Raw genomic sequence first — 24,938 nt, 5'->3', positions numbered from 1 at the left:
CTTCGGTCTTTGGGGATTTTCTGGTGGGGTCTTATATGTTTATAAGCCCCCCCCGGCGGGACCAAGGCGGGGGCGGGCAGTCGATCGACTGCCCGCCCCGGCGTTCTCCTGTCCGTGCGACGGCCCGTTCGCCCGGGCCCCGCTCAGGACTCCCTGGAGGCCTGCTCGGACTCCGGCTCGCGCTTGCGCCGGGAGACCACCCGCCGCACCGGGCCGCTGACCGCGGCGGACACCCGGCCGACCCTGGTGCCGACCGCTTCCCGGGCCGCCCGCAGGGCGTCGGAGATCCGCCACCACAGCTGGGCCGAGGACGGCGGCAGCAGTACCGCCCTGGTCCGCCCGGCCCGGCTGGCGGTGGCCCGCAGGCCCTGCCGGGCGGTCCGGACGTCGGCCGACAGCGGGGCGGTGGTGACCTGGCCGGCCGGGGCGTAGAGCACCCGTTCGGTGGCCAGCGCCAGCCGCCCGGCGGCCGCCGCTGAGTCCGCGTCCAGCGCGGCCTTCTCGGTGATCCGCCGGGCGGCCGAGCGCGGGGTGCGTGACTCGTCCGGGGGAATTCCGAGGTCCCAGGCGGAGTCGATCAGCTCGTCCCAGACGGCCAGCACCTGGGCGTCGGTGAGCTCGGCCGGGCCGCCGCCGGGCCCGCGCCGGCCGCCGGAGCCGAGCCGGCGCCGGCGCAGCGCCGACCGCCAGAGCATCGGCACCAGCAGCAGCGCGATCACCAGCACCACCACGGCGGCGCTGCCCAGGACCTGCCCGGACAGCAGCCAGGAGTCCTCGGCGGCACTGCTGACGGCCTTGCTCTTCCCGCCGCACTCACCCAGCTGGCGCTGCTTGGCGTCGCAGTCCTTGCTGTCGGTCGGCGCCGCGACCGGCGCCGAGCTCTGCGCGGAGGCGGTCGGCTGCTGGGTCGGCGCGCTGGTCGGGGTGGTGGACTGCTCGGTGTAGCGGGGCTGGACGCCGCGGCTCGGGGTGGGCTCGAAGCGCAGCCAGCCGTAGCCCGTGAAGTACAGCTCGGGCCAGGCGTGGTACATCCGGCCGGTCACCGAGTAGACGTTGCCGCCCTTGGCGTCGCCGGGGGTGAAGCCGACGGCCACCCGGGACGGGATCTTCAGGGTGCGGGCCATCGCCGCCATGGTGGAGGCGAAGTGGACGCAGAAGCCCTTGCGGTCGCGCAGGAAGACCGCGATCGCGTTGCTGCCGGTGCCGCCGTTGACCGCGGTGTCGTACTGGAACTGCGGGCCGGTGAACCAGTTCACCAGCGCCATCGCCCGGTCGTAGTCGTTCGTCGCCTTGGCGGTGACCTCGTGGGCCTGCTGCGCGACGACCGGCGGGAGGTCCTGGGGGAGGGCGGTGTAGTGGTCCCGGATGTCCTGCGGCGCGGTCGACGCGGTGCGCAGCTCGTTCGCGGTGGGCCGCACGTCCAGCGCGCTGACGTGGTAGCGCAGGCTGCGGATCGCCCGGTCGTTGGTCGGCAGGACGGTGCGGGTGAACGGGTCGAGCTTCCAGTCGGACCGGTTGGGGACCTGGACGGAGGCGGCCGGGTAGGGCATCGGCAGCCAGCTCTTCTCCAGCCGGTCGCTGATCTGGAACTCGCCCTCGATCCGGGGGAGGTTGGCGTCCCGCAGGCCCTCGGGGGCGGGGAACGAGGACGGGAGGTCGTTGACCGTGGTGCTGCCGAGCCGCCAGTTGGTGCCGTCGAACTGGTCCAGCGCCCCGGTGCGCAGGTAGATCTGGTCGGCGAGTTCGCTGTCCAGGGTGTAGCTGAGCAGTTCGTTGTTGGTGGGCTTGGTGACCGCCGACTCCAGGCTGACCAGCGGGTCGAGGCTGGTGGCCGACCCGATGGAGCCCTTGCCCGAGGACCCGCCGGAGTCGGGGCTCAGCAGGCCGGAGTCCCAGTGCGGCAGGACGACCGGCAGCAACAGCGCCGCGACCAGCGCGAGGACGCCGACCTGCTGGCCGCCCGGGCTGACCCGGCCGGAGCTCGTCGATTCGCGCGAGCCGCCGTGGAAGACCCGGCCCCAGCGGGAGACCCGGTCCTGCCCCTCGGCGAACAGCAGCACCAGGTAGCCGGCCGACGCCAGGGCGAACCAGAGCCAGCTGCCGTGGTCCCCGGAGAGCCCGTTGCCGACCGAGTACAGCGCCAGCAGCGGCAGCCCGGCCAGCGCCGAGCGCCGGTACGTCACGGCGACGGTGTCCACCACGACGGCGACCAGGCCGACCGAGGCGACCAGGATCAGCCGCAGGCCGGGGTTGGGCGGCGCCGGGATGGCGTACACCTGGATGTCGTCCAGGCCGGAGCTGACGACGTGGTCGAGGGCGCGCAGCGAGGACGGCCCGGGCACCACGCCGCCCAGCAGCGAGGCGGAGCCGGCGAAGCCGATCAGGATCAGCAGGAACAGCACCAGCAGCTGGCCGACCGGCACCGTCCAGCGGTACAGCGGGGCCCGCCGCAGGCCCGCGCCGACCGCCGCGATCACCGCGATCACCAGGAAGGCGTGGGTGACCCAGCTCCTGGTGGTGAGCAGCGGGGTCAGGCAGAGCGACGCGAGGGCGGTGGCCAGCGCCGAGTAGACGGTCAGTTTGGCCCGGGTGGTCACGCGCCGGTCTCTTCTCGGTAGGGGGAGGTCGTCTTGGCGCCGTCGGCGGCCTGCCAGAGGTCCGGGACGGAGTCCCCGGAGCTGACCGGCAGGACGGTCCAGCCGGCCTCGCGCAGCTGCCGGACCCGGTTGCGGAACTCGTCGCCGCCGGTGTTGGGGGCGAGCATCCGCAGGCCCGCCCAGGTGCCGGTGTCGAGGAGGAACGCGACGGCCCCGCCGGTGCGGTTGCGCAGCCGGGCCAGCCGGGCGGTCTGCGCCTCGTCGAGTTCGCCGAGCACGGCGACCAGCAGTCCCTCGCCGCCGGCGCGCAGCGGCTCCTCGGCGCGGGAGAGGCCGGCGCCGTCGGACAGGTCGGCCACCGCGAGCGCGTCCAGGATCAGCCCGGAGGCGTCGGCCGCGGTGTTGCCGCCGCCGGCGCCGGGGCCGGGCACCCACTGGCCGGTGTCGGTGAGCAGCTGGGTCTGGTAGCCGCGCTCCAGCAGGTGCACGGCGACCGAGGCGGCGCAGCTCACGGCCCACTCGAAGGAGGAGGCGGGGCCGCTGCCCCGGTGGCCGATCTCCCGGGTGTCCAGCAGGACGGTCGCCCGGGCCCGCTGCGGCTGCTCCTCGCGGCGCACCATCAGTTCGCCGTACCGGGCGGTGGACTTCCAGTGCACCCGGCGCAGGTCGTCGCCGGGCCGGTACTCGCGCAGGATCACGTCGTCGTCGCCGGCCAGCGCCAGGGTGCGGGCACGGCTCTCGCCCTGGCCGCCCCACTCGCCGCTCAGCCGCACGTGCGGCAAGGCCTGGACCTGGGGGACGACGGTGAGGACGTCGGAGGCGGAGAAGGAACGGTTCACCTCGCACATCCCGAACGGGTCGGACAGCCGCAGCTGGAGCGGCCCGAGCGGGTAGCGGCCGCGCAGGTCGGAGCGGACCCGGTAGGAGACCTCGCGGTGGCCGCGCGGCTCGACCCGGTCCAGCACGAAGCGCGGGCGCGGCCCGAGCACGTACGGGACCTTGTCCTCCAGGAGCAGCAGCCCGGTGGGCACCCGGGAGACGTTGTCGACCCGCAGGTGGACCCGGGCCTCCTGGCCGGCCACCGCGCGACGCGGGCTCAGCCGGCGGCCGCTGGCCACCCGGTAGCGGGTGTTGGCGACCACCAGCGCGGCGGCCAGCGGCAGTGCGGCGAGCAGCACGCCGACGCGCAGCAGCGCGTCCTGGTCGAGCAGGTAGGCGCAGCCGACCGCGGTGACGCCGGCGGCGAGGAAGGAGCGCCCCCGGGTGGTGAGGCCGCGCAGCCCGGCCCGCAGTCCTGACGTCGGGTCGGACGGGGCCACCTCAGCCCCTCCGGCCGGCCGGGCCGCCCTGCGGGCGCGGCAGCGGCAGCCGGGCGACCAGGTCGGTCACGATCTGCTCGGCGGTGCGGCGGCTGAGCTGGGTCTCGGCGGTCGGCATCAGGCGGTGCGCGAGGACGGGCACGGCCAGGCGCTGGATGTCGTCCGGGGTGACGTAGTCGCGCCCGTCGAGCGCGGCGGCGGCGCGGGCGGCCCGGACCAGGTGCAGGGTGGCGCGCGGCGAGGCGCCCAGCCGCAGCTCGTGGCTGGTGCGGGTGGCGCCGACCAGGTCGACGGCGTAGCGGCGGACCGGGTCGGCGATGTGCACGCTGCGCACCAGGTCGACCAGCTTGAGGATGTCGGCGGCGTGCGCCACCGGCTGGAGGTCCTCCAGCGGGCTGGCGCCGGAGTGCACGTCGAGCATCGCGAACTCGGCCTCGGGGCTGGGGTAGCCGATCGAGATCCGGGCCATGAAGCGGTCCCGCTGGGCCTCCGGCAGGGGGTAGGTGCCCTCCATCTCGACCGGGTTCTGGGTGGCCACGACCATGAACGGCGAGGGCAGCTCGTAGCTGGTGCCGTCGATGGTGACCTGGCGCTCCTCCATCGACTCCAGCAGCGCGGACTGGGTCTTGGGCGAGGCGCGGTTGATCTCGTCGCCGACCACGATCTGCGCGAAGATCGCGCCCGGGCGGAACTCGAAGTCGCGCTGGTGCTGGTCGTAGATGTTGGTGCCGGTGACGTCCGAGGGCAGCAGGTCGGGCGTGAACTGGATGCGGCGGACGGTGCAGTCGACCGAGCGGGCGAGCGCCTTGGCCAGCATGGTCTTGCCGACGCCGGGCACGTCCTCCAGCAGCAGGTGGCCCTCGGCGAGCAGGACGGTCAGGGCGATCCGGACGGCCTCCGGCTTGCCCTCGATCACGCTCTCGATGTTGGCGCGGATCCGGTCCACGACCGCGGCGAGCTCCGGAAGTCCGGCCCGGTGGTACCCGTCCGTCCCCTGGCCGCCCCCCGCAGGACTGCCGAGACCGGCCTGATCGCTGTAGCTCGTCACCCGTATACGCTCCCTGGCACCCTGTGCCCGCCTCACCCCGAGGCCGGACCCCACCCCATGCTTGACGCGGCCTTCCCGGGGGCGGTTCCGTCGGGGATCCGGCGCCGGGACAGCGGCCTGCGGCCTGGCCGCCCCAGGTGGTTCGGGGTCTGACCGGCAGGCGCATTCTCCCCTGACCGGTGACCAGAAGTCACCCTCGGGACGGGCCCGGATGCCCGGACGCCGTTGGCCGGGCGGTGCGCGGTGCGGGGCGGTGGTGCGGGTACGGGGGTCAGTCGATTTCGCGTAGGAGCCCGGTGTGGACGTCGAAGACGAAGCCGCGGACGTCGTCGGTGTGCAGCAGGAAGGGCGAGGTGCGGACCCGCTGCATGGACTGGCGGACGTCGCCGTCGAGGTCGACGAAGGCCTCCACCGCCCACTGCGGGCGCTGGCCGACCTCCAGCTCCAGCTCGCGGCGGAAGTCCTCGGTCAGCCCGAGCAGGCCGCAGCCGGTGTGGTGGATCAGCGCGACCGAGCGGGTGCCGAGGGCGCGCTGACTGATGGTGAGGGAGCGGATGGTGTCGTCGGTGACGACGCCGCCCGCGTTGCGGATGACGTGGGCGTCGCCCAGTTCGAGGCCGAGCGCCGCGAACAGGTCGAGGCGGGCGTCCATGCACGCCACCACGGCGATCTTCTGGACCGGGCGGGCGTCCATGCCGCCGTCCCGGAAGGTCACGGCGTACTCGCGGTTGTCCGTGACGAAGCGGTCGATGATGGCGGGTCGCGGGGAGTCGGCAGCGTCGGTCGGCGTCGGCCGGTCGGGGGTCACTGTCATGGTGGCGACGTTAGTGCGATTCGGGCGTCCGCGGTGGGGAGGAGAGCTACAGATCGGGCCGCTGTGATCGAGCGCATCACCACAACAGGAGGACCGTGGGAGGACCGTTCCACGCGTTCGGGAGGGTTTGTCCGGGCTGGTCCCGGAGCGCCCGCGGGACGGGTGCGCGGGTGGGGCGCGCGGCCGCTCCCGCGGGCCCCCGGCCGGCACCTCCGTGGGGCCGCTCCCACGGCTGCGACCTGCGGTGATCCGTACCGCCGCCCGGGTGGTGCGCCGGAGCGGACCATTGACTGGCGGGGCCCGCGCGATAGAGTTTGCGGCGCAGTGGAGCACACCCGCCGGATCCCGTCAACCGGGCTTTTCCGGCCCGGGTGGCCCGGTCGATGCGGCCCGTGGCCTCCACCCGCTCCGTGCCCACCTGGCGCACCTTCCCCGGCGCCGGGCGGTCACGATCTTCCCCCTGGAGCGGGCGGGGACCACGGGCCGCGTCGTCGCGTCGAGCAGTGGTGGGCGAGAATGGTCGGAGCTCCCGGTCGTCGGGCTGCTCCGCACCTGAGGAAGGGCGCCACCGCGCATGACCACCAACGATCCGGGCCCCAAGCACGTTCCGGTCATGCTGCAGCGGTGCATGGACGCCCTGGCTCCGGCGATCTCGCGCCCCGGGGCGGTGGTGGTGGACGCCACCCTCGGCCTCGGCGGGCACAGCGAGGCGCTGCTCACCCAGTTCCCCGAGGTGCGGCTGGTCGCGGTGGACCGCGACCCGCAGGCGCTGAAGCTCTCCGGCGAGCGGCTGGCGCCCTTCGGCGACCGGGCCACCCTGGTGCACGCCGTCTACGACGAGATCCCCGAGGTGCTGGAGCGCCTGGACATCGACCGGGTGGACGGCGTCCTGTTCGACCTCGGCGTCTCCTCGATGCAGCTGGACGAGGCCGATCGCGGTTTCGCGTACGCGCAGGACGCGCCGCTGGACATGCGGATGGACCAGACCCGGGGGATCAGCGCGGCGGAGGTGCTGAACACCTACAGCCACGGCGCGCTGGCCCGGATCCTCAAGGTCTACGGCGAGGAGCGGTTCGCCGGGAAGATCGCCTCGGTGATCCTCCGGGAGCGGGAGAAGGAACCGTTCACCAACAGCGCGCGTCTGGTGGAGTTGGTGCGGAACGCCATTCCGGCGGCGACCCGCCGGACCGGCGGGAACCCGGCCAAGCGGACGTTCCAGGCGCTGCGGATCGAGGTCAACGGCGAGCTGGAGGTCCTGGACCGGGCGATCCCCGGTGCGCTGGAGGCCCTGGCGATCGGCGGTCGGATGGTCGTGATGTCCTACCAGTCGCTGGAAGACCGGCTGGTGAAGCAGTACTTCGCCGCCGGATCGACCAACACCGCGCCGCCGGGGCTGCCGTTCATCCCGGAGGAGCACCAGCCCTGGCTCAAGCTGATCACCCGTGGTGCCGAGCTGGCCACGGAGGAGGAGATCGAGGAGAACCGGCGCGCCGCGCCCGTACGGCTGCGGGTGGCGGAGAGGATCAGGGACCGTAGCAAGCGGGGCTGAAACGTTGGCCCCGGCGGGGTCCGAAGGGCGGAGGAGAGCAGTGGGGCCGGTGGCCGGTGGGGTCCGGGCGGGGCGGGGATCGTTCCCCGGACAGGGCAGGGCGCGGATCACGGTCCGGCCGGGGCGGCGTCCGGTGCGGGGGCGCACGCCGTTCGCGGTGCTCGTGGTGGTGCTGCTCGCGGCGGGGCTGCTCGGGCTGCTGGCGCTGAACACGGCGCTCAACGAGGGCTCCTTCGAACTGTCCCGACTGCAGAAGCAGACCACCGTGGCGACCGACGAGAAGCAGGGCCTCCAGCACCAGATCGACCAGAGCTCGGCGCCGGACGCGCTGGCCCGGCGGGCCGCCGAGCTGGGCATGGTCCCGGCCGGCGGGATGGCCTTCCTGGACATCCCGAACGGCGGCAAGGTGATCGGTACGCCCGGACCGGCGCAGGACAGCCCGCCGGTCAAGCGCTCGACGGTCGACCCGTGGCCGATGAGGCAGCCGGCGCCGAGTGCCCCGACGGGTGCGCCCCCGGGCGCACCGAGCCCGGCGGCCACGGCCGGTGACTCCGTGGTCCAGATCAACCCGGCCTCCCCGGCCGCGCCCGCGCCGTCGACCGGAGGTGCGGGCCGATGAGCACGCCACGTCAGCCGTCAGGAGGCGCCGGCAACGGCCGCCGCCAGCCGCCCAAGGGCGCCGCGCCCCGCGCGGCCGCGCCGCGCGGCCAGTCCGCCGGCAAGGCCCAGCCCGCGAAGGGGCAGCCCGTCAAGGGCCAGCCCGCGAAGGGGCAGCAGTCCAAGGGCCAGCCCGCCAAGGCCGCCGCCGCCCGTACGCCCCGGGCACCGCAGCAGCGCCGCCCCGAGGGCCGCCCGCCGGCCCGGAGCCAGGCCGCCGTCCGGCCGCGCCGCCCGCTGCGCCCCAAGGCGCTCCGGCTGGCCGAGCCCAAGCGCCGCCTGCGGGTGATCACCGTGGTGATGTCGCTGGTGTTCTCGGTGTTCGCCGGCCGCCTGGTGCAGCTCCAGCTGCTGGACTCCGACGCGCTGGCCGCCGACGCCAACACCAACCGCTACCTGAACATCCCGATCACCGCCGAGCGCGGCTCGATAACGTCCTCCGACGGGGTGGCGCTGGCCGCCACCGTCGACGCGTACGACATCACCGCCGACCCGGCGATGTTCACCCCGGCGGCGACCGGCATCCCGGACGCCCCGGAGCAGGCGGCCGCCCTGCTGGCGCCGATCCTCGGCGTGTCCAAGGACAAGATCGCCGCCGACCTGCACACCCCCAAGACCCGCTACAAGCGGCTCGCCGCCCAGCAGACCCCGGCGGTCAAGAGCCAGATCAGCGACCTCAAGGCGGGCCTGGAGAAGCAGGCCGGCTCGCGGACCTGCCAGGCCCAGAAGCGGCAGCTGACCAAGGCCGCCGACCAGGGCGGACGCACCCGGGTCGACAACGAGTGCGCCAACCCGCTGGCCGGGGTGTTCAACCGGGAGACCCAGAAGCGGATCTACCCCGCCGACGGCCTGGCCGCCAACCTGGTCGGCTTCGTCAACGGCGAGGGCGAGGGCGCCGGCGGCCTGGAGCTCCAGTACCAGAAGCAGCTGGCCGGCAAGGACGGGCACAGCAGCTACGCCCAGGCGGGCGGCCGGCTGGTGCCCACCGCCGGGGGCTCGATGGACCCGGCCGTGCCCGGCACCGACGTGAAGCTGACCATCAACCGGGACATCCAGTGGGCCGCCCAGCGGGCGCTCACCGACCAGGTCGCCAACTCCGGGGCGGAGAAGGGCTACGTCGTCGTCCAGGACGTGAAGACCGGTCAGGTCCTCGCGATGGCCACCGCGCCCGGCTTCAACCCGAACGACCTGAGCACCGCCAAGCAGTCCCAGATGGGCAACGCCGCGCTGGTCGACGCGTACGAGCCGGGCAGCACCGCCAAGCTGATGACCCTGGGCGCCGTCCTGGACACCGGCAAGGCCACCTGGGACACCAAGGTCACGGTGCCCTACCCGCTGGTCCGGGCCGGCCAGCAGTTCAAGGACGACGTCGTACACAACACCTGGTACCTGACCCTGGCCGGGGTGCTGGCCAAGTCCTCCAACATCGGCACCATCGAGGCCATGGAGACGCTCGGCGACGGCGACCAGCTGAAGGCCAACCAGATCCTGGACAGCTACATGCGCAAGTTCGGCGTCGCCCAGCCGACCGGCCTGAACTTCCCCGGCGAGACGGCCGGGAAGCTCAAGAAGCCGGAGGACCTGGTCGCCTCGGAGAAGTACAACACCTCCTTCGGCCAGGGCCCGATGCAGATGAACGCGCTGCAGGCCACCTCGGTCTACTCGACCATCGCCAACGGCGGCGTCCGGGTCGCGCCCAGCATCGTCCAGGGCACCACCAGCCCGGACGGCAAGTACACCGCGACCCCGCCGGGCGAGCAGACCAGGGTGGTCAGCGAAGAGACCGCCAAGACCCTCACCTCGATGCTGGAGTCGGTCGTCGACGACGAGCAGGGCACCGGCGGCAAGGCCGCCATCCCCGGCTACCGGGTCGCCGGCAAGACCGGCACCGCCAACCGGGGGGCCGCCAACGGCGTCGGCTACGACGGCTACACCGCCTCCTTCATCGGCTTCGCCCCCGCCGACGCCCCCCGGTACACCGTCTCCTGCACCCTCCAGGGGCCGGTCAACGGCCACTTCGGCGGCCAGCTGTGCGGACCGGTGTTCAAGCAGGTGATGGAGTTCACCCTGAAGACCATGCAGGTCCCGCCCAGCGGCAGCGAGGCGCCCAACCTGCCCGTCGAGTGGAAGCCGTGAGCGAGCATGAGCAACGAGCGGGTCGGGTCGGACGGCGGCGCGGCGAAGGGCCGGTTTGGCCCTGGACACCCTTCGGCGGATAGCCTTCCCGCCGTGCCGAAACCCGATCAAATCACCGTGAGTCCGCCCCGCCCGGCCGGGACCGCCGCCCTGCCGCTCGCCGAACTGGCCCGCCAGCTGGGCCTCGACCCCGTCGAGGGGGGCCTCGTCAGCGGCGTCACCCACGACTCCCGGGCGGTGCGCCCCGGCGACGTGTACGTGGCCTTCCCCGGCGCCAACCACCACGGCGCGGCCTTCGCGGCCCAGGCCGCGGCGGCGGGCGCGGCGGCGCTGCTCACCGACCCGGCCGGCGCCGAGCTGGCGGCCGGCACCGGCCTGCCGCTGCTGGTCGTCGACCGGCCGCGGGCCCGGATGGGCGAGCTCGCGGCAGCCGTCTACGGCCGCCCCTCCGAGCGGCTGCTGATGATCGGGCTGACCGGCACCAACGGCAAGACCACCACCTCCTACCTGGTCGAGGGCGGCCTGCTCGGCGCCGGGCGCGCCCCCGGGGTGATCGGCACCGTCGAGATGCGGGTCGGCGACGAGCGGATCAAGAGCGAGCGCACCACCCCCGAGGCCACCGACCTGCACGCGATCCTCGGCGTGATGGCCGAGCGCGGCGCGGACGCGGTGACCATGGAGGTCTCCAGCCACGCGCTGGTCTACGGCCGCACCGACGGGGTGACGTACGACGTCTCGCTGTTCAACAACCTCACCCCCGAGCACCTCGACTTCCACCCGGACATGGAGGACTACTTCCAGGCGAAGGCCCGGCTCTTCCAGCCCGGCAAGTCCCGCCACGGCGTGGTCAACGTGGACGACGAGTACGGCCGCCGGCTGGCCGCCGAGGCCAAGATCCCGGTGACCACCTTCTCCGCCACCGGCGCCGTCGAGGCCGACTGGCGGGCCGTGGACGTCCAGCTCGGCCCGGTCGGCTCCACCTTCCGGGTGCTCGGCCCGGACGGCGCCGAGGCCGACGCGGCCGTGCCGCTGCCCGGCCCGTTCAACGTGGCCAACGCGCTCGCCGCGATCACCCTGCTGGTCGCCGCCGGCCTGCCGCTGGAGCGGGCCGTGGCCGGCGTCGCCGCGGTGCCCGGCGTGCCGGGCCGGCTGGAGCGGGTGGACGCCGGACAGGCGTTCGTCGCCGTGGTCGACTACGCGCACAAGCCGGACGCCCTCCAGGCCGTCCTCGGCTCGCTGCGCGAGGTCACCAAGGGCCGGCTGCACGTCGTCGTCGGCTGCGGCGGGGACCGCGACCCGCACAAGCGCGGCCCGATGGGCGCCATCGCCGCCCGGCTCGCCGACACCGCCCTGCTGACCAGCGACAACCCGCGCAGCGAAGACCCGCTGGCGATCCTCGCCAGCATGCTGACCGGCGCCGCCGCGGTGCCCGAGGCCGAGCGCGGGACCGTCCTGGTCGTCCCCGACCGGGCCGAGGCGATCCGGATCGCCGTCGCCCGCGCCCACGCCGGGGACACCGTGCTGGTGGCCGGCAAGGGCCACGAACTTGGCCAGTACGTACGAGACGAGATCCGCCCCTTCGACGACCGGGAGGTGCTGCGCGAATCCATCACGCAGACCACGGCCGCCCGGGGCGACCGAGGAGTAGAGCAGCAGTGATCGCACTGACCCTCGCCGAGGTGGCCGCCGCAGTCGGGGGCACCCTGGACGGCGCCGACCCCGGAGCCCTGGTGACCGGCCCGGTCGAGGTCGACTCGCGGAAGGTACGCCCCGGCGGCCTGTTCGCGGCCTTCGTCGGCGAGCGCGTGGACGGCCACGACTACGCGGCCGTCGCGGTCGGGGCCGGCGCCGTCGCGGTGCTGGCCGACCGCCCGGTCGGCGTGCCCGCCATCCTGGTCGACAGTGTGGTGGACGCGCTCGGCAAGCTGGCCCGGGCCGTGGTCGCCCGCGCCGAGGGCACCGCCGTCGTCGCGCTGACCGGCTCGGCCGGCAAGACCAGCACCAAGGACCTGATCGCCCAGTTGCTGCAGCGCCTCGGTGACACGGTCTACCCGCCCGGCTCGCTCAACAACGAGATCGGCCACCCGATGACCGCGCTGCGGGTCGAGCCCAGTACCCGGCACCTGGTCATGGAGATGGGTGCCCGGCACAAGGGCGACATCGAGTACCTCACCTCGATCACGCCGCCCCGGATCGGCGTGGTGCTGAACGTCGGCACCGCGCACGTCGGCGAGTTCGGCTCGCAGGAGGCGATCGCCGAGGCCAAGGGCGAGCTCGTCGAGGCGCTGCCCGCCGACGGCGCCGCGATCCTCAACGCGGACGACCGGCTGGTGCGCGCGATGGTCAGCCGTACCAGGGCGAAGGTGGTCCTGTTCGGGGAATCCCCGGACGCCCACGTCCGGGCGACGGACGTTCGGCTGGACGCCGCCGGACGGCCGTCCTTCACGCTCACCACCCCGGCCGGTTCCGCGCCCGTGCAGCTGCGCCTGTACGGTGAGCACCACGTCTCGAACGCCCTCGCCGCCGCTGCGGTGGCGGTGGAGCTCGGGATGTCCGTCGACGACACCGCGACCGCCCTGGGCGAAGCGGGTGCGCTGTCCCGCTGGCGCATGGAGGTCGTCGACCGGGCCGATGGTGTCACCGTCGTCAACGACGCCTACAACGCGAACCCCGACTCGATGCGGGCCGCGCTGCGGGCGCTGGTCTCGATGGGGGGACGCGGCCCGGAGCGCCGCCGCACCTGGGCGGTGCTCGGCGAGATGCGGGAGCTCGGCGAGGAGAGCCTGGCCGAGCACGACGCCATCGGGCGGCTCGCCGTCCGACTGGACGTCACCAAGCTGGTGGCGGTCGGTGGACGCGAGGCGGCCTGCATGGAACTCGGCGCGAGGAACGAAGGTTCGTGGGGTGAGGAGTCGGTGCTGGTGTCCGACGCGGACGCGGCGGTCGAGCTGCTGCGCAGTCAACTTCGGCCAGGGGATGTGGTCCTGGTGAAGGCGTCCCGTTCGGTGGGGCTGGAGAAGGTGGCCGAGGCCCTCCTCTCGGACGGTGTGGCCGCGTAATGAAGCAGATCCTCTTCTCCGGCATGATCGGCCTGATCCTGTCGCTGGTCGGTACCCCCGCCCTGATCAAGCTGCTCGCCCGGCAGGGCTACGGCCAGTACATCCGTGACGACGGGCCGAAGGCGCACCACAGCAAGAAGGGCACGCCCACCATGGGCGGCATCGCCTTCATCCTGGCGACCCTGATCGCCTACTTCGGGACCAAGGCGATAACGGGCGAGAGCCCGACGGCCTCCGGCCTGCTGGTGCTCTTCCTGACGACCGGTCTGGGCCTGGTCGGCTTCCTGGACGACTACATCAAGGTGGTCAAGCGCCGCTCGCTCGGTCTGCGGGCCAAGGCGAAGCTGGCCGGCCAGTCCATCGTCGGCCTGGCCTTCGCCGTGCTGGCGCTGCAGTTCCACGACGACCGCGGGCTCACCCCGGCGTCCCAGCACCTGTCCTTCGTGCGGGACTACGGCTGGTCGATCGGCCCCGTGCTGTTCGTCATCTTCGCCTACTTCATGATCGCCGCGACCTCCAACGGCGTGAACCTGACGGACGGTCTGGACGGCCTCGCCACCGGTGCCTCGGTGATGGCCTTCGGCGCCTACACCTTCATCGGCGTCTGGGAGTACGGGCAGAGCTGCGCCTACTCCGTCACCGCGACCGTCAGCTGCTACGACGTCCGCGACCCGCTGGACCTCGCGGTGGTCGCCGCGGCCCTGATGGGCTCCTGCTTCGGCTTCCTCTGGTGGAACACCTCGCCCGCCAAGATCTTCATGGGCGACACCGGCTCGCTCGCCCTCGGCGGCGCCCTGGCCGGTCTGGCGATCTGCTCGCGCACCGAGCTGCTGCTGATCCTGCTCGGCGGCCTCTTCATGATCATCACCCTGTCGGTGATCATCCAGGTCGGCTCGTTCCGGATGACCGGCAAGCGCGTCTTCAAGATGGCACCACTGCAGCACCACTTCGAACTCAAGGGCTGGAGCGAAGTCCTGGTCGTGGTCCGGTTCTGGATCATCCAGGGGCTCTGCGTGGCCGTCGGCCTCGGCCTCTTCTACGCGGGATACCGGACCGGATGACGAACCCCCAGTTGATCGATTCGCAGTTCGCGGACCTGCCCGTCGTCGTCGCCGGGCTCGGCGTCTCCGGCATCAGTGCCGCGCGCGTCCTGCACGACCTCGGTGCCCACGTCACCGTGGTGGACGGCGGCAGCGGCGCGGGCCTGACCGCCCGGGCCGCCGGGCTGGAGGCGCTCGGCGTCGCCGTCCGCCTCGGCGACGGCGACAGCCTGCCCGAGGGCACCCGGCTGGTCGTCACCTCGCCCGGCTGGGCGCCCGACCGCCCGCTGTTCGCCGCCGCCGCGGCGGCCGACATCGAGGTCTGGGGCGACGTCGAACTCGCCTGGCGCCTGCGCCGGCCGCTGCCCGCCACCGGCGAGCCCGCCCCCTGGCTGGCCGTCACCGGCACCAACGGCAAGACCACCACCGTCCAGATGCTCGCCTCGATCCTCACCGCCGCCGGCAGGCGCACCGCCGCCGTCGGCAACGTCGGGGTGTCCGTCCTGGACGCGGTCCTCGCCGAGGAGCCGTACGACGTGCTCGCCGTCGAGCTCTCCAGCTACCAGCTGCACTGGGCGCCCTCGCTGCGCCCGCACTCGGCGGTCGTGCTCAACCTGGCCCCCGACCACCTCGACTGGCACGGCTCGATGGAGGCGTACGCCGCCGACAAGGGCCGGATCTACCAGGGCAACACCGTCGCCTGCGTGTACAACCTGGCCGACCCGGCCACCGAGGCGCTGGTCCGCGAGGCCGACGTCGAGGAGGGCTGCCGGGCGATCGGCTTCGGCCTCGGCGCGCCCGCCCTGTCGAACCTCGGCGTGGTGGACGGGCTGCTGGTGGACCGCGCGTTCGTGGCCGACCGGGCCAAGAACGCGGCCGAGCTGGGCGCCGTCGAGGACGTGCACCCGCCGGCCCCGCACAACATCGCCAACGCGCTCGCCGCGGCGGCGCTGGCCCGGGCGTACGGCGTCGAGCCGAAGGCCGTCCGGGAGGGCCTGCGGGCCTTCCGCCCGGACGCCCACCGGATCGCCGAGGTCGGCGTGGTCGGCGAGGTCACCTACATCGACGACTCCAAGGCCACCAACACCCACGCCGCCGCGGCCTCGCTGGCCGCCTACCGGCCGGTCGTCTGGATCGCCGGCGGCCTGGCCAAGGGCGCGACCTTCGACGACCTGGTCCAGGGCGCGGCCGGGCGGCTGCGCGCCGCCGTGCTGATCGGCGAGGACCGCGCGCTGATCCGGGAGGCACTGGAGCGACACGCTCCGGATGTCCCGGTGATCGAGGCGGCCGAGGGCCAGACTGGCGCGGTGGCGATGGCGGAGGTCGTCCGGACGGCCGCCTCGCTCGCCCGGCCGGGTGACACGGTGCTGCTGGCACCGGCCTGCGCCTCGATGGACATGTTCACCAACTACGGCGAGCGCGGCGACCTCTTCGCCGCCGCGGTCCGGCAGCTGGCGGACCGCGGGGAGTGAGCCGAAGGGCCGTACCGGGCCGGAGCGGCCCGGCGGCGGGTGAGCCGTGAAGAGAGAGTGAGCGGGGAGTGGCTGGGCAGGGCAGGGCGGGTTCCGGAGCACCGGAGCGGGATGCCGCCGAGCCGTGGCGCGTGATCTCGGCCACCACGACCAAGTACAAGTCGGCCGGACCGCTGGCCCGGGTACGGGCCTTCCGGTACCGGATGCGGTACTGGCTGGACCGGCCGCTCACGCCCTACCTGCTCGTCATCGGCACGACGCTGCTGCTGGTGGTGCTCGGCCTGATGATGGTCTTCTCGGCCTCCCAGATCCTCGCCCTGGGCCAGCACCACTCGGCGCAGTACTACTTCCTCAAACAGCTGATCGCGGCCATCCTCGGCCTGGTCCTGCTGATCGGCTTCGCCTCCGTGCCGCTGGCGGTGCTGAGGGTGATCGTCTACCCGGTGATGTTCGGGGTGATCGGCGCGCTCGCGCTGGTCGCCGTGCCCGGCATCGGGGTGCGGATCAACGGCAACCAGAACTGGCTGGACTTCGGCTTCTTCCAGTTCCAGCCCTCGGAGTTCGCCAAGCTCGCGCTGGTGCTCTGGGGCGCCGACCTGCTCGCCCGCAAGCAGAAGGCCGGCACCCTCACCACCTGGAAGCACCTGCTCGTCCCGCTGGTGCCGGGCGCCCTGCTGCTGCTCGCGCTGATCATGCTCGGCGGCGACATGGGCACCTCGATGATCCTGGTGGCGATGCTGTTCGCGCTGCTCTGGATGGTCGGCGCGCCGCTGCGGCTGTTCGTGGCCACCGTCGGGGTGGCCGTGGTGGTCTGCACCGCGCTGGTGATCACCGTCCCGCACCGGGCGGAGCGCCTGGGCTGCATCGGCGTCACCAAGCCCGACCCGGACGGGGCCTGCTTCCAGGCGCTGCACGGCGTGTACTCGTTCGCGCTCGGCGGAGGCTTCGGCACCGGTCTCGGTGCCGGCGTGGAGAAATGGGGCCAGCTGCCCGAGGCGCACACCGACTTCATCTTCGCCGCGACCGGCGAGGAACTGGGCCTGGTGGGGACGCTGTCGGTGATCGGTCTCTTCGCGGCACTAGGCTACGCGGGTATCCGTGTGGCCATCGGTACGAAGGACCCCTTCGTCAGGTACGCCGCGGGAGCCGCCACCACCTGGATCATGGCGCAGGCCATGATCAACCTGGGGTCGGCACTGGGACTGCTGCCCATCGCGGGCGTCCCGCTCCCGCTGTTCTCCTACGGCGGTTCCGCCATGCTGTCGGCCATGTCCGCGATCGGTGTGCTGCTGTGCCTGGCGCGCAGCACCTCGGGCGCGAAGGCGGCGCTGGCCGCCCGGAGCAAGAACTCCCGGATCAGGAGACGACTGGCCCGGGTGCTGCCACGACGACGAACCACAGCGCGCCCGGCCCCGGGGCCGGCACGCAGGGAGCGGTGAATTTCGGTGCATGTCGTACTCGCCGGCGGGGGGACCGCCGGTCACATCGAGCCGGCGCTGGCCCTCGCGGACGCCCTCCGCAGGCACGACCCGTCCATCGGGATCACCGCCCTGGGAACCGAGCGCGGACTGGAGACCCGGCTGGTGCCGGAGCGCGGCTACCAGCTGGAGCTGATTCCGGCCGTCCCGCTGCCCCGCAAGCCCACCCCCGAGCTGATCACCGTCCCCGGCCGGCTGCGCGGCACCGTCCGGGCCGCCCAGGAGATCATCGAGCGGGTCAACGCGGACGCCGTGGTCGGCTTCGGCGGCTACGTCGCAATGCCCGCGTACCTGGCCGCCAAGCGGGCCGGGGTGCCGATCGTGGTGCACGAGGCGAACGCCCGTCCGGGCCTGGCCAACAAGATCGGCGCCCGCTACACGGACTTCGTCGCGGTCTCCACGCCGGACAGCAAGCTGCGCGACTCCCGGTACATCGGCATCCCGCTGCGCCGGACCATCGCCACCCTGGACCGGGGCGCCGCCAGGCCGGAGGCCCGGCACTACTTCGGCCTCGACCAGCGGCTGCCCACCCTGCTGGTCTCCGGCGGCTCCCAGGGCGCGCGCCGGCTCAACGAGGTGGTCACCGCGATCGCCCCGCGGCTCCAGCAGTACGGCGTGCAGATCCTGCACGCCGTCGGCCCGAAGAACGAGCTGCCGCAGGTCGAGGACATCCCCGGGATGCCGCCGTACCGCGCGGTGCCGTACGTCGACCGGATGGACCTCGCCTACGCGGCGGCGGACCTGATGCTCTGCCGGGCCGGCGCCATGACCGTCGCCGAGCTGGCCGCCGTCGGGCTGCCCGCCGCGTTCGTCCCGCTGCCGATCGGCAACGGCGAGCAGCGGCTGAACGCCCAGCCGATGGTCAAGGCCGGCGGCGGCCTGCTGGTGGACGACGCCGAGCTGACCCCGGAGTGGGTGCTGCAGAACGTGCTGCCGGTGCTCACCGACCCGCAGCGGCTGTGGGACATGAGCCGGGCCGCCGCGGAGTTCGGCCGCCGGGACGCCGACGACCTGCTGGTCGGCATGGTCTACGAGGCGATCCAGGCCTCCCGCGGCGGTCGCCGCCGTGGCTGACGGCCGGCTCGCCGACCCGCTGGAGGAAGAGCTGGAGGCCGAGGAGTCCGCTCCTCGGCTCCGGCTCTCCCGGCGGGGCATCGTGGTGCTGAGCGTGCTCGGCGCCGCGGTGCTGGGCGTGCTGGCCTGGGTGGTGTTCTTCTCCTCGGTGCTGGACGTGCGCGAGGTCGCGGTCCAGGGACCGAAGGACGAGAAGCTGACGGCGGACCAGGTCCGCGAGGCGATCGGCGGGATCGGTGACGGCCCGCTGGCCAGAGTGGACCTGGACGCCGTCCAGCGCCGGGTGGAGGCGATCCCCCGGGTGGCGAAGGCCGAGGTGTGGCGGGGCTGGCCGCACACCCTGCGGGTGAAGGTCGTCCAGCGCACGGCGGTGGCCGCCGTCAAGGGGGAGGACGGTCAGTTCACCCAGGTGGACGCCACCGGCGTGAGCTTCGCCACCGAGGCGGCCCCGCCGGAGGGGGTGCCGGTGGTGGAACTGCGGCTCAGTCAGCAGGCGAAGGACGCGGACGGGGTGATCTCCCGTTCGCAACTGGTTCAGGGCGCGGTGTCGGTGGCCGCCGGACTGCCGCCGGAGGTGGCGAAGCGGGCCGGAGCGGTGCTGGTGCACTCGTACGACGATATTCAGCTGCAGCTCAGCGGGGGTGCGACGGTGCGCTGGGGGAGCCCCGAGCAGACCGATCGCAAGGCCCGGGCACTGGTCGCGTTGATGGCTCAGAAGGGCTCGAACTTCGACGTGAGTGCGCCGGAGGCGCCGGCGGTGTCGGGATGATCCGGTAGGTTCTGTGCCTGAGGGAGGGGTTGACGCTGTGAAGTGTCGGCCCGACCCTTGGTGGTCACCCCGGTTTCATATGCCGGCCGATGATCACATAGGCTCAAAAGAAAAGGGGAAGCTCGGCGTGTTCGTTGAAACACGTGCCTGGAGCCACCTAGTGTCCTGTGTCACCAGACTGTGCCCCCTGGTGATGTGACGGAGGCACAGGACTAACCCTAAAGGTCAAGTTTAGGGTTGGGGTCGGCGGTCGGCATTTCGGACATTCAGTCAGAAACCAGGCTCCCTACCCATCGACATCCGTCGGTACGATCCCCCGTCGGGTCGGGCCGACCCGGAAATTCGAGGCGAGAGGCCTTCGACGTGGCAGCACCGCAGAACTACCTCGCAGTCATCAAGGTCGTCGGAATCGGCGGCGGTGGTGTCAACGCCATCAACCGGATGATCGAGGTCGGTCTCAAGGGCGTCGAGTTCATCGCGATCAACACCGATGCGCAGGCCCTCCTGATGAGCGACGCCGACGTCAAGCTCGATGTGGGCCGTGAACTCACCCGGGGCCTCGGCGCCGGCGCCAACCCCGAGGTCGGCCGCAAGGCCGCCGAGGACCACCGCGAGGAGATCGAGGAGGTCCTCAAGGGGGCCGACATGGTCTTCGTCACCGCGGGTGAGGGCGGCGGCACGGGCACGGGCGGCGCTCCCGTGGTCGCCAACATCGCCCGTTCGCTCGGCGCCCTGACCATCGGCGTGGTCACCCGCCCCTTCACCTTCGAGGGCCGCCGCCGCGCCAACCAGGCCGAGGACGGCATCGCGAGCCTGCGCGAAGAGGTCGACACCCTCATCGTGATCCCGAACGACCGGCTGCTGTCCATTTCGGACCGCCAGGTCAGCGTGCTCGACGCGTTCCGCTCGGCCGACCAGGTCCTGCTCTCCGGTGTCCAGGGCATCACCGACCTGATCACCACCCCCGGCCTGATCAACCTCGACTTCGCCGACGTCAAGTCCGTCATGTCGGAGGCCGGTTCGGCGCTCATGGGCATCGGTTCGGCCCGCGGCGAGGACCGCGCCAAGGCGGCCGCCGTGATGGCGATCTCCTCGCCGCTGCTGGAGGCCTCGATCGACGGCGCCCGCGGCGTGCTGCTCTCCATCTCGGGCGGCTCCGACCTCGGCCTGTTCGAGATCAACGAGTCGGCCCAGCTGGTCAGCGAGGCCGCGCACCCCGAGGCCAACATCATCTTCGGTGCGGTCATCGACGACGCGCTCGGCGACGAGGTCCGGGTCACCGTCATCGCGGCCGGCTTCGACGGCGGGCAGCCGCCGGCGATCGTCCGCGACCCGGTGGTCAAGGCCACCCCCGCCGCCGCGGCCACGCCGCCGGCCGCCCCGGAGCGCCCGGCCACCCGGCCGTCCTACGGGAGCATCGGCTCGGTGACGTCGCGTTCGGAGGGGGAGACCCACGCCGCGCCGCGCGCCACCGAGACCGTGACCACCGCCCCGGTGCCGCCGCAGGTGCAGCCGGTCCGGCAGCCGTTCGTCGAGAGCCCGGCGGAGGAGCTCGACGTCCCGGATTTCCTTAAGTGATCGATCACGCCGTACGCGCGGGTGCTCACTTCGCCTTCACCGACAGGTGGGGCGGGGTGAGCACTTCGCCGTACGGGGAGCTCAACCTCGGCGGGGCGGTGGGGGACGACCCCGGGACCGTCCGGGAGAACCGGGCGATCGCCGCCGGGGAGCTCGGGCTCGACCCGGCCGACGTGGTCTGGATGAACCAGGTGCACGGCGCGCAGGTCGCCGTGGTGACGCAGCGCCAGTCGCCGGGGGAGGCCCCCACGGTGGACGCGGTGGTCACCGACCGGCCGCTCGCGCTCGCCGTCCTGACCGCCGACTGCACTCCGGTGCTGCTGGCCGACCCGGTGGCGGGCGTGGTGGGCGCGGCCCACGCGGGCCGGCCCGGACTGGCGGCCGGGGTGGTGCCCGCGGTCGTGCGGGCGATGGTCGAACTGGGGGCCGAGCCCGGCCGGATCGCCGCGGCCACCGGCCCGTCGGTCTGCGGCCGGTGCTACGAGGTGCCGGCCGGCCTGCGGGCGGAGGTCGCCGCGGTGGTGCCCGCCGCGTTCGCCGAGACCTCCTGGGGAACGCCGGCGCTGGACGTGGCCGAGGGGGTCGCGGCCCAGCTGGCCGCCGCCGGGGTCACCGAGGTGGTGCGGTCACCGGTCTGCACCCTCGAATCCGCGGATCACTACTCCTATCGCCGCGAGCAGCGCACCGGCCGACTCGCGAGCTACGTCTGGTTGGGCTCTGATCATTGATGACGAACGACATCTACGGACCGTTCCCGGGTGGTCGCGGTGGCCTTCCCGACCAGGGCTGGCTGGAGACCCTGACGGAGGGGCAGCGGGCCCGGTACGAGGAGCTGGGGACCAACCTCGACGTGGTCGAGCGGCGGATCGCCGACGCCTGTGCGGCTGCCGGACGGCCGCGTGACGAGGTCACCCTGGTCGTCGTCACCAAGACCTACCCCGCCGAGGACACCGCGCTGTTGGCCGGACTGGGTGTGACGGATGTCGCGGAGAACCGCGACCAGGACGCCGCACCCAAGGCAGAGCAGTGCAGAAACCTTCCTCTTGACTGGCACTTCGTCGGACAGCTGCAGACCAACAAGGTCCGCTCGGTCGTCCGGTACGCGAACCACGTGCACTCGGTGGACCGGCTGCGGCTGGTCGGATCGCTCTCCGCGGCGGTGCTCAAGTCCGAGCGCCCGGAGCTGGGTTGCCTGGTGCAGGTGGCCCTGGACAAGGAGCACGGCGAGGGGGCCCACCGGGCCGGAGTCGCCCCGGAGGATGTCGCGGAACTCACGGACGCGATCGCCGACACGCCCGGCCTGCGGCTGGACGGTGTGATGACCGTCGCTCCGCTGGCCGGTCCGCTCGCCGGGGACCCGCTCCGCGCCTTCGAGCGGCTGACGGAAATCGCAACCGCAGTACGCACGACCCATCCTGCTGCCACCATGGTCTCCGCAGGGATGAGCGGTGACCTTGAGCAGGCGATTGCCGCCGGGGCGACACATGTGCGCGTCGGAACGGCGGTACTCGGAGTGAGGTCACCCCTCAGGTAACGTCACCGGGTAGTAGATCAGACTGCAGGACAAAATAGGACAGAATCTAGCAGCTCCTCGGAGCGCTAGCGAACCGTGGATCGCAGCTCCGCGGCCCCCACCCCAAGAACTCTGACCGGCCGTCGGCCTGACGGGCCGTCGTGGGTGGACCGCGGAATCCGCAGGCAGGGCCGCACGGCCTGGCCGCCGGGACGGAGCCGGTCCGCACGGAGCGAGCAGAGCGAGCGACCATCGGAAGGTGCGCGTCTCGCGAAGCCGCCACCGAGCGCCAGCGAGGTGGCTATGAGCGGAGGAGACAGGAGCATGGCCGGCGCAATGCGCAAGATGGCGGTCTACCTCGGCCTCGTGGAGGACGAGACGTACGACGGTCAGGGGTACGACCCTGACGACGACTACGACGCGGACCCCGAGCCGATTCGAACGGGACAGCGGACCGAGGACATCCCCCGGCCGGCCGCCGCGCCCGCCCCGGTCTCCTCGATCACTCCGCAGCCGGTCCCGGCCGCGGTGCCGATCCGGCAGGAGACCCCGAGGATGGCCCCAGTGTCGTCCATCACACCCGAACGCCGCCACAACCTGGAGAAGAGCGCCCCGGTGATCATGCCCAAGGTAGTGAACGAACGAGAGCCCTACCGCATCACCACGCTGCACCCGCGGACCTACAACGAGGCCCGTACCATCGGGGAACAGTTCCGTGGCGGGACCCCCGTGATCATGAATCTGACCGAGATGGACGACACCGACGCGAAGCGACTCGTAGACTTCGCCGCTGGACTCGTCTTCGGTCTGCACGGCAGTATCGAGCGCGTGACACAGAAGGTGTTCCTGCTGTCGCCTGCTAACGTCGATGTCACGGCGGAGGACAAGGCTCGGATCGCCGAGGGTGGGTTCTTCAACCAGAGCTGACCCGGCCACGACTTTACGTGTGGATCTGATCAACAGTGGATTAGCGACAGGTGACGAGCGGCGGGCCCGAGGGCCCGGAACCGGGGAGAGGGAAACGCGATGGACATCGTGTGGGCGGTGCTCTACTACGCCCTGACCGTCTTCCTGGTGTTCCTGCTCGTGCGACTGGTCATGGACTGGGTCTTCCAGTTCGCGCGTTCGTGGCGGCCCGGCAAGGCCATGGTCCTGGTCCTGGAGGCCACGTACACTGTCACGGATCCGCCGCTCAAGCTTCTTCGGCGGTTCATTCCGCCGTTGCGTTTCGGGGGCGTGGCGCTCGACCTGTCCTTCTTCGTACTGATGATCATTGTGTATGTCCTGATCTCGCTTGTGCGGCCCTAGTCGTAGGTGAGCGATGCGACAGGATGCCGGTGTGCCGACGATCACGTTGAGGTGAAGAGATGCCATTGACCCCCGAGGACGTTCGGAACAAGCAGTTCACGACCGTCCGCCTGCGCGAAGGCTATGACGAGGACGAGGTCGATGCCTTCCTCGACGAGGTCGAAGGAGAGCTGACCCGCCTGCTTCGCGAGAACGAGGACCTGCGCGCCAAGCTGGCCGCCGCGACTCGCGCCGCCGCGCAGAACCAGGCGAACATGCGGAAGGAGCCGCCGCAGGACGCCCGTTCCGGCGCTCCCGTCCCGGCCGCCATATCCGGCCCGCCGGTTCCCGGCCAGCAGGGCCCCGGCCCGCAGCAGCAGATGGGCCCCGGCGGTCCGCAGCAGCAGCAGATGGGCGGCCCGCAGCAGCAGCAGATGGGCAACCAGCCGCTCGGCCTGCCCTCCGGCGCCCCGCAGCTCCCCGCCGGCCCCCAGCAGATGGGCGGCCCGCAGCAGCAGATGAACCAGACCATGGGCGGCCAGCAGCAGCTGGTGCAGCCGATGGGCGGTCAGATGCTCCAGCCCATGGGCGGCCCCGGTGGTCCGCAGCAGATGGGCAACCCGATGGGCCAGGGCATGGGCCAGCAGCAGCAGATGCAGCCGATGGGCGGCCCCATGGGCGGCCCGCAGCAGCAGCAGATGGGCGGCCCGCTCGGCGCCCCCATGCAGCAGCAGGGCCCCGGTGGCGACAGTGCCGCCCGCGTCCTGGCGCTCGCTCAGCAGACCGCCGACCAGGCGATCTCGGAGGCCCGTTCCGAGGCCAACAAGATCGTCGGCGAGGCCCGCAGCCGCGCCGAGGGCCTGGAGCGCGACGCCCGTGCCAAGGCCGACGCCCTGGAGCGGGACGCGCAGGAGAAGCACCGCGTCGCGATGGGCTCACTGGAGTCCGCGCGCGCCACGCTGGAGCGCAAGGTCGAGGACCTGCGGGCGTTCGAGCGCGAGTACCGGACGCGCCTGAAGTCGTACCTGGAGACCCAGCTGCGCCAGCTGGAGTCGCAGGCCGACGACTCGCTCGCCCCGCCGCGGATCCCCGCCACCGCGTCGCTGCCGCCGGCGGCCTCGTCGATGGCTCCGGCCGGTGCCGGTGCGATGAGCGGTGCCCCGGCCTTCGGTGGCAACCAGCCGGCCTTCGGCGGCAACGCGCCGTCGTTCGGCGGTCAGAGCTCCTTCGGCGGCAACCCGCCGGCGCCGAGCTTCGGCGGCCAGGCGTCCGGTGGCAACACCGGCGCGCCGCAGATGCAGCCGGCCGGGATGACGCAGCCGATGGCAGCCGTCCGCCCGCAGCCTCCGCAGCCGATGCAGCAGGCTCCGGCGCCGATGCGGGGCTTCCTGATCGACGAGGACGGCGACAACTGAGGTTGTAGCGCGACCTTTTGAGAGCGCCCCCTGTTCGACCCACGGGTCGGACAGGGGGCGCTCTGCTGTGTACGGATGGGGACGGGGGACGGGCGCGCGCGGGGTGGTGACGTCGCTCCGGGGGCGCGCGGGT

The 24,938-nt window shown here is 72.7% G+C and carries 20 protein-coding genes; 16 read left to right on the top strand and 4 right to left on the bottom strand.

All coding sequences use genetic code 11. The annotated features are described in order from the left end of the window. Nucleotides 1–143: 143 nt before the first annotated feature. From ACFVTF_RS10090 to ACFVTF_RS10075, 4 genes are all read right to left on the bottom strand, one after another. Nucleotides 144–2,597 (bottom strand): transglutaminaseTgpA domain-containing protein, encoded by a 2,454-nt coding sequence (locus ACFVTF_RS10090; protein WP_387811542.1) that lies wholly within the window; start codon nt 2,595–2,597, stop codon nt 144–146. Beyond that, nucleotides 2,594–3,916, bottom strand: coding sequence for a DUF58 domain-containing protein (locus ACFVTF_RS10085; RefSeq protein ID WP_371516668.1), 1,323 nt, complete (start codon nt 3,914–3,916; stop codon nt 2,594–2,596). Before ACFVTF_RS10085 ends, ACFVTF_RS10090 begins: the two co-directional genes overlap by 4 nt. Before the next feature lies 1 nt (nt 3,917). Continuing rightward, complete coding sequence (locus ACFVTF_RS10080; protein ID WP_371516667.1) at nt 3,918–4,964, bottom strand: AAA family ATPase; 1,047 nt, start codon at nt 4,962–4,964, stop codon at nt 3,918–3,920. 271 nt (nt 4,965–5,235) lie between these two features. Further along, complete coding sequence (locus tag ACFVTF_RS10075; protein ID WP_350884373.1) at nt 5,236–5,778, bottom strand: carbonic anhydrase; 543 nt, start codon at nt 5,776–5,778, stop codon at nt 5,236–5,238. Nucleotides 5,779–6,352: 574 nt separating this feature from the next. Between ACFVTF_RS10075 and rsmH the strand changes: the two genes are divergently transcribed. The 16 genes from rsmH (at nt 6,353) to ACFVTF_RS09995 (ending at nt 24,805) form a co-directional block, all read left to right on the top strand. Further along, nucleotides 6,353–7,327: a 16S rRNA (cytosine(1402)-N(4))-methyltransferase RsmH gene (gene rsmH, locus ACFVTF_RS10070; RefSeq protein WP_363582932.1), complete on the top strand. Its 975-nt coding sequence runs from the start codon at nt 6,353–6,355 to the stop codon at nt 7,325–7,327. Nucleotides 7,328–7,460: 133 nt separating this feature from the next. Continuing rightward, nucleotides 7,461–7,946, top strand: coding sequence for a cell division protein FtsL (locus ACFVTF_RS10065; protein WP_387811536.1), 486 nt, complete (start codon nt 7,461–7,463; stop codon nt 7,944–7,946). Continuing rightward, on the top strand, nt 7,943–10,120 hold the full coding sequence (locus ACFVTF_RS10060; RefSeq protein ID WP_387811534.1) for a peptidoglycan D,D-transpeptidase FtsI family protein: 2,178 nt from the start codon (nt 7,943–7,945) through the stop codon (nt 10,118–10,120). Before ACFVTF_RS10065 ends, ACFVTF_RS10060 begins: the two co-directional genes overlap by 4 nt. A 93-nt stretch (nt 10,121–10,213) precedes the next feature. Further along, entirely contained in the window at nt 10,214–11,779 is a 1,566-nt protein-coding gene (locus ACFVTF_RS10055; RefSeq protein WP_063347240.1) for a UDP-N-acetylmuramoyl-L-alanyl-D-glutamate--2,6-diaminopimelate ligase, read from the top strand. Continuing rightward, the gene (gene murF / locus ACFVTF_RS10050; protein WP_371516662.1) at nt 11,776–13,179 is read left to right on the top strand and encodes a UDP-N-acetylmuramoyl-tripeptide--D-alanyl-D-alanine ligase; all 1,404 of its coding nucleotides are present in this window, start codon (nt 11,776–11,778) and stop codon (nt 13,177–13,179) included. Before ACFVTF_RS10055 ends, murF begins: the two co-directional genes overlap by 4 nt. Further along, entirely contained in the window at nt 13,179–14,240 is a 1,062-nt protein-coding gene (gene mraY / locus ACFVTF_RS10045; protein ID WP_371516661.1) for a phospho-N-acetylmuramoyl-pentapeptide-transferase, read from the top strand. Before murF ends, mraY begins: the two co-directional genes overlap by 1 nt. Then, complete coding sequence (gene murD / locus ACFVTF_RS10040) at nt 14,237–15,691, top strand: UDP-N-acetylmuramoyl-L-alanine--D-glutamate ligase (RefSeq protein ID WP_387811530.1); 1,455 nt, start codon at nt 14,237–14,239, stop codon at nt 15,689–15,691. The genes mraY and murD overlap by 4 nt, the downstream gene beginning before the upstream one ends. A 131-nt stretch (nt 15,692–15,822) precedes the next feature. Next, nucleotides 15,823–17,130 (top strand): putative lipid II flippase FtsW, encoded by a 1,308-nt coding sequence (gene ftsW / locus ACFVTF_RS10035; protein ID WP_387811528.1) that lies wholly within the window; start codon nt 15,823–15,825, stop codon nt 17,128–17,130. A 6-nt stretch (nt 17,131–17,136) separates the two neighbouring features. Next, nucleotides 17,137–18,243 carry an undecaprenyldiphospho-muramoylpentapeptide beta-N-acetylglucosaminyltransferase gene (gene murG / locus ACFVTF_RS10030; RefSeq protein WP_063347235.1) on the top strand — a complete coding sequence of 369 codons (1,107 nt, stop codon included), beginning with the start codon at nt 17,137–17,139 and terminating at the stop codon, nt 18,241–18,243. Then, the gene (locus tag ACFVTF_RS10025) at nt 18,236–19,012 is read left to right on the top strand and encodes a cell division protein FtsQ/DivIB (RefSeq protein ID WP_371516658.1); all 777 of its coding nucleotides are present in this window, start codon (nt 18,236–18,238) and stop codon (nt 19,010–19,012) included. The genes murG and ACFVTF_RS10025 overlap by 8 nt, the downstream gene beginning before the upstream one ends. A 363-nt stretch (nt 19,013–19,375) precedes the next feature. After that, nucleotides 19,376–20,590, top strand: coding sequence for a cell division protein FtsZ (ftsZ, locus tag ACFVTF_RS10020; RefSeq protein ID WP_371516657.1), 1,215 nt, complete (start codon nt 19,376–19,378; stop codon nt 20,588–20,590). Then, entirely contained in the window at nt 20,587–21,318 is a 732-nt protein-coding gene (gene pgeF, locus ACFVTF_RS10015) for a peptidoglycan editing factor PgeF (RefSeq protein ID WP_387811524.1), read from the top strand. Before ftsZ ends, pgeF begins: the two co-directional genes overlap by 4 nt. After that, nucleotides 21,318–22,124: a YggS family pyridoxal phosphate-dependent enzyme gene (locus tag ACFVTF_RS10010; protein WP_387811521.1), complete on the top strand. Its 807-nt coding sequence runs from the start codon at nt 21,318–21,320 to the stop codon at nt 22,122–22,124. The genes pgeF and ACFVTF_RS10010 overlap by 1 nt, the downstream gene beginning before the upstream one ends. Nucleotides 22,125–22,427: 303 nt before the next feature. Continuing rightward, nucleotides 22,428–23,030: a cell division protein SepF gene (locus ACFVTF_RS10005; RefSeq protein WP_031071810.1), complete on the top strand. Its 603-nt coding sequence runs from the start codon at nt 22,428–22,430 to the stop codon at nt 23,028–23,030. 99 nt (nt 23,031–23,129) lie between these two features. Beyond that, on the top strand, nt 23,130–23,411 hold the full coding sequence (locus ACFVTF_RS10000; protein ID WP_063347232.1) for a YggT family protein: 282 nt from the start codon (nt 23,130–23,132) through the stop codon (nt 23,409–23,411). 59 nt (nt 23,412–23,470) lie between these two features. After that, nucleotides 23,471–24,805 (top strand): DivIVA domain-containing protein, encoded by a 1,335-nt coding sequence (locus ACFVTF_RS09995; RefSeq protein WP_371516654.1) that lies wholly within the window; start codon nt 23,471–23,473, stop codon nt 24,803–24,805. Nucleotides 24,806–24,938 lie beyond the last annotated feature (133 nt).

It is taken from the genome of Kitasatospora sp. NPDC057940, from assembly GCF_042887425.1.
Classification (GTDB): domain Bacteria; phylum Actinomycetota; class Actinomycetes; order Streptomycetales; family Streptomycetaceae; genus Kitasatospora.
Note: the sequence above shows the minus strand (reverse complement) of the source record. Positions and strands in the feature narration are given on the sequence as shown.

Excerpts from the sequence above, each read along its gene's own strand:
- ACFVTF_RS10075 (WP_350884373.1), bottom strand. The coding sequence starts at position 5,778 with ATGACAGTGACCCCCGACCGGCCGACGCCGACCGACGCTGCCGACTCC.
- rsmH (WP_363582932.1), top strand. The coding sequence starts at position 6,353 with ATGACCACCAACGATCCGGGCCCCAAGCACGTTCCGGTCATGCTGCAG.
- ACFVTF_RS10060 (WP_387811534.1), top strand. The coding sequence starts at position 7,943 with ATGAGCACGCCACGTCAGCCGTCAGGAGGCGCCGGCAACGGCCGCCGC.
- mraY (WP_371516661.1), top strand. The coding sequence starts at position 13,179 with ATGAAGCAGATCCTCTTCTCCGGCATGATCGGCCTGATCCTGTCGCTG.
- murD (WP_387811530.1), top strand. The coding sequence starts at position 14,237 with ATGACGAACCCCCAGTTGATCGATTCGCAGTTCGCGGACCTGCCCGTC.
- ACFVTF_RS10010 (WP_387811521.1), top strand. The coding sequence starts at position 21,318 with ATGACGAACGACATCTACGGACCGTTCCCGGGTGGTCGCGGTGGCCTT.
- ACFVTF_RS10005 (WP_031071810.1), top strand. The coding sequence starts at position 22,428 with ATGGCCGGCGCAATGCGCAAGATGGCGGTCTACCTCGGCCTCGTGGAG.
- ACFVTF_RS10000 (WP_063347232.1), top strand. The coding sequence starts at position 23,130 with ATGGACATCGTGTGGGCGGTGCTCTACTACGCCCTGACCGTCTTCCTG.
- ACFVTF_RS09995 (WP_371516654.1), top strand. The coding sequence starts at position 23,471 with ATGCCATTGACCCCCGAGGACGTTCGGAACAAGCAGTTCACGACCGTC.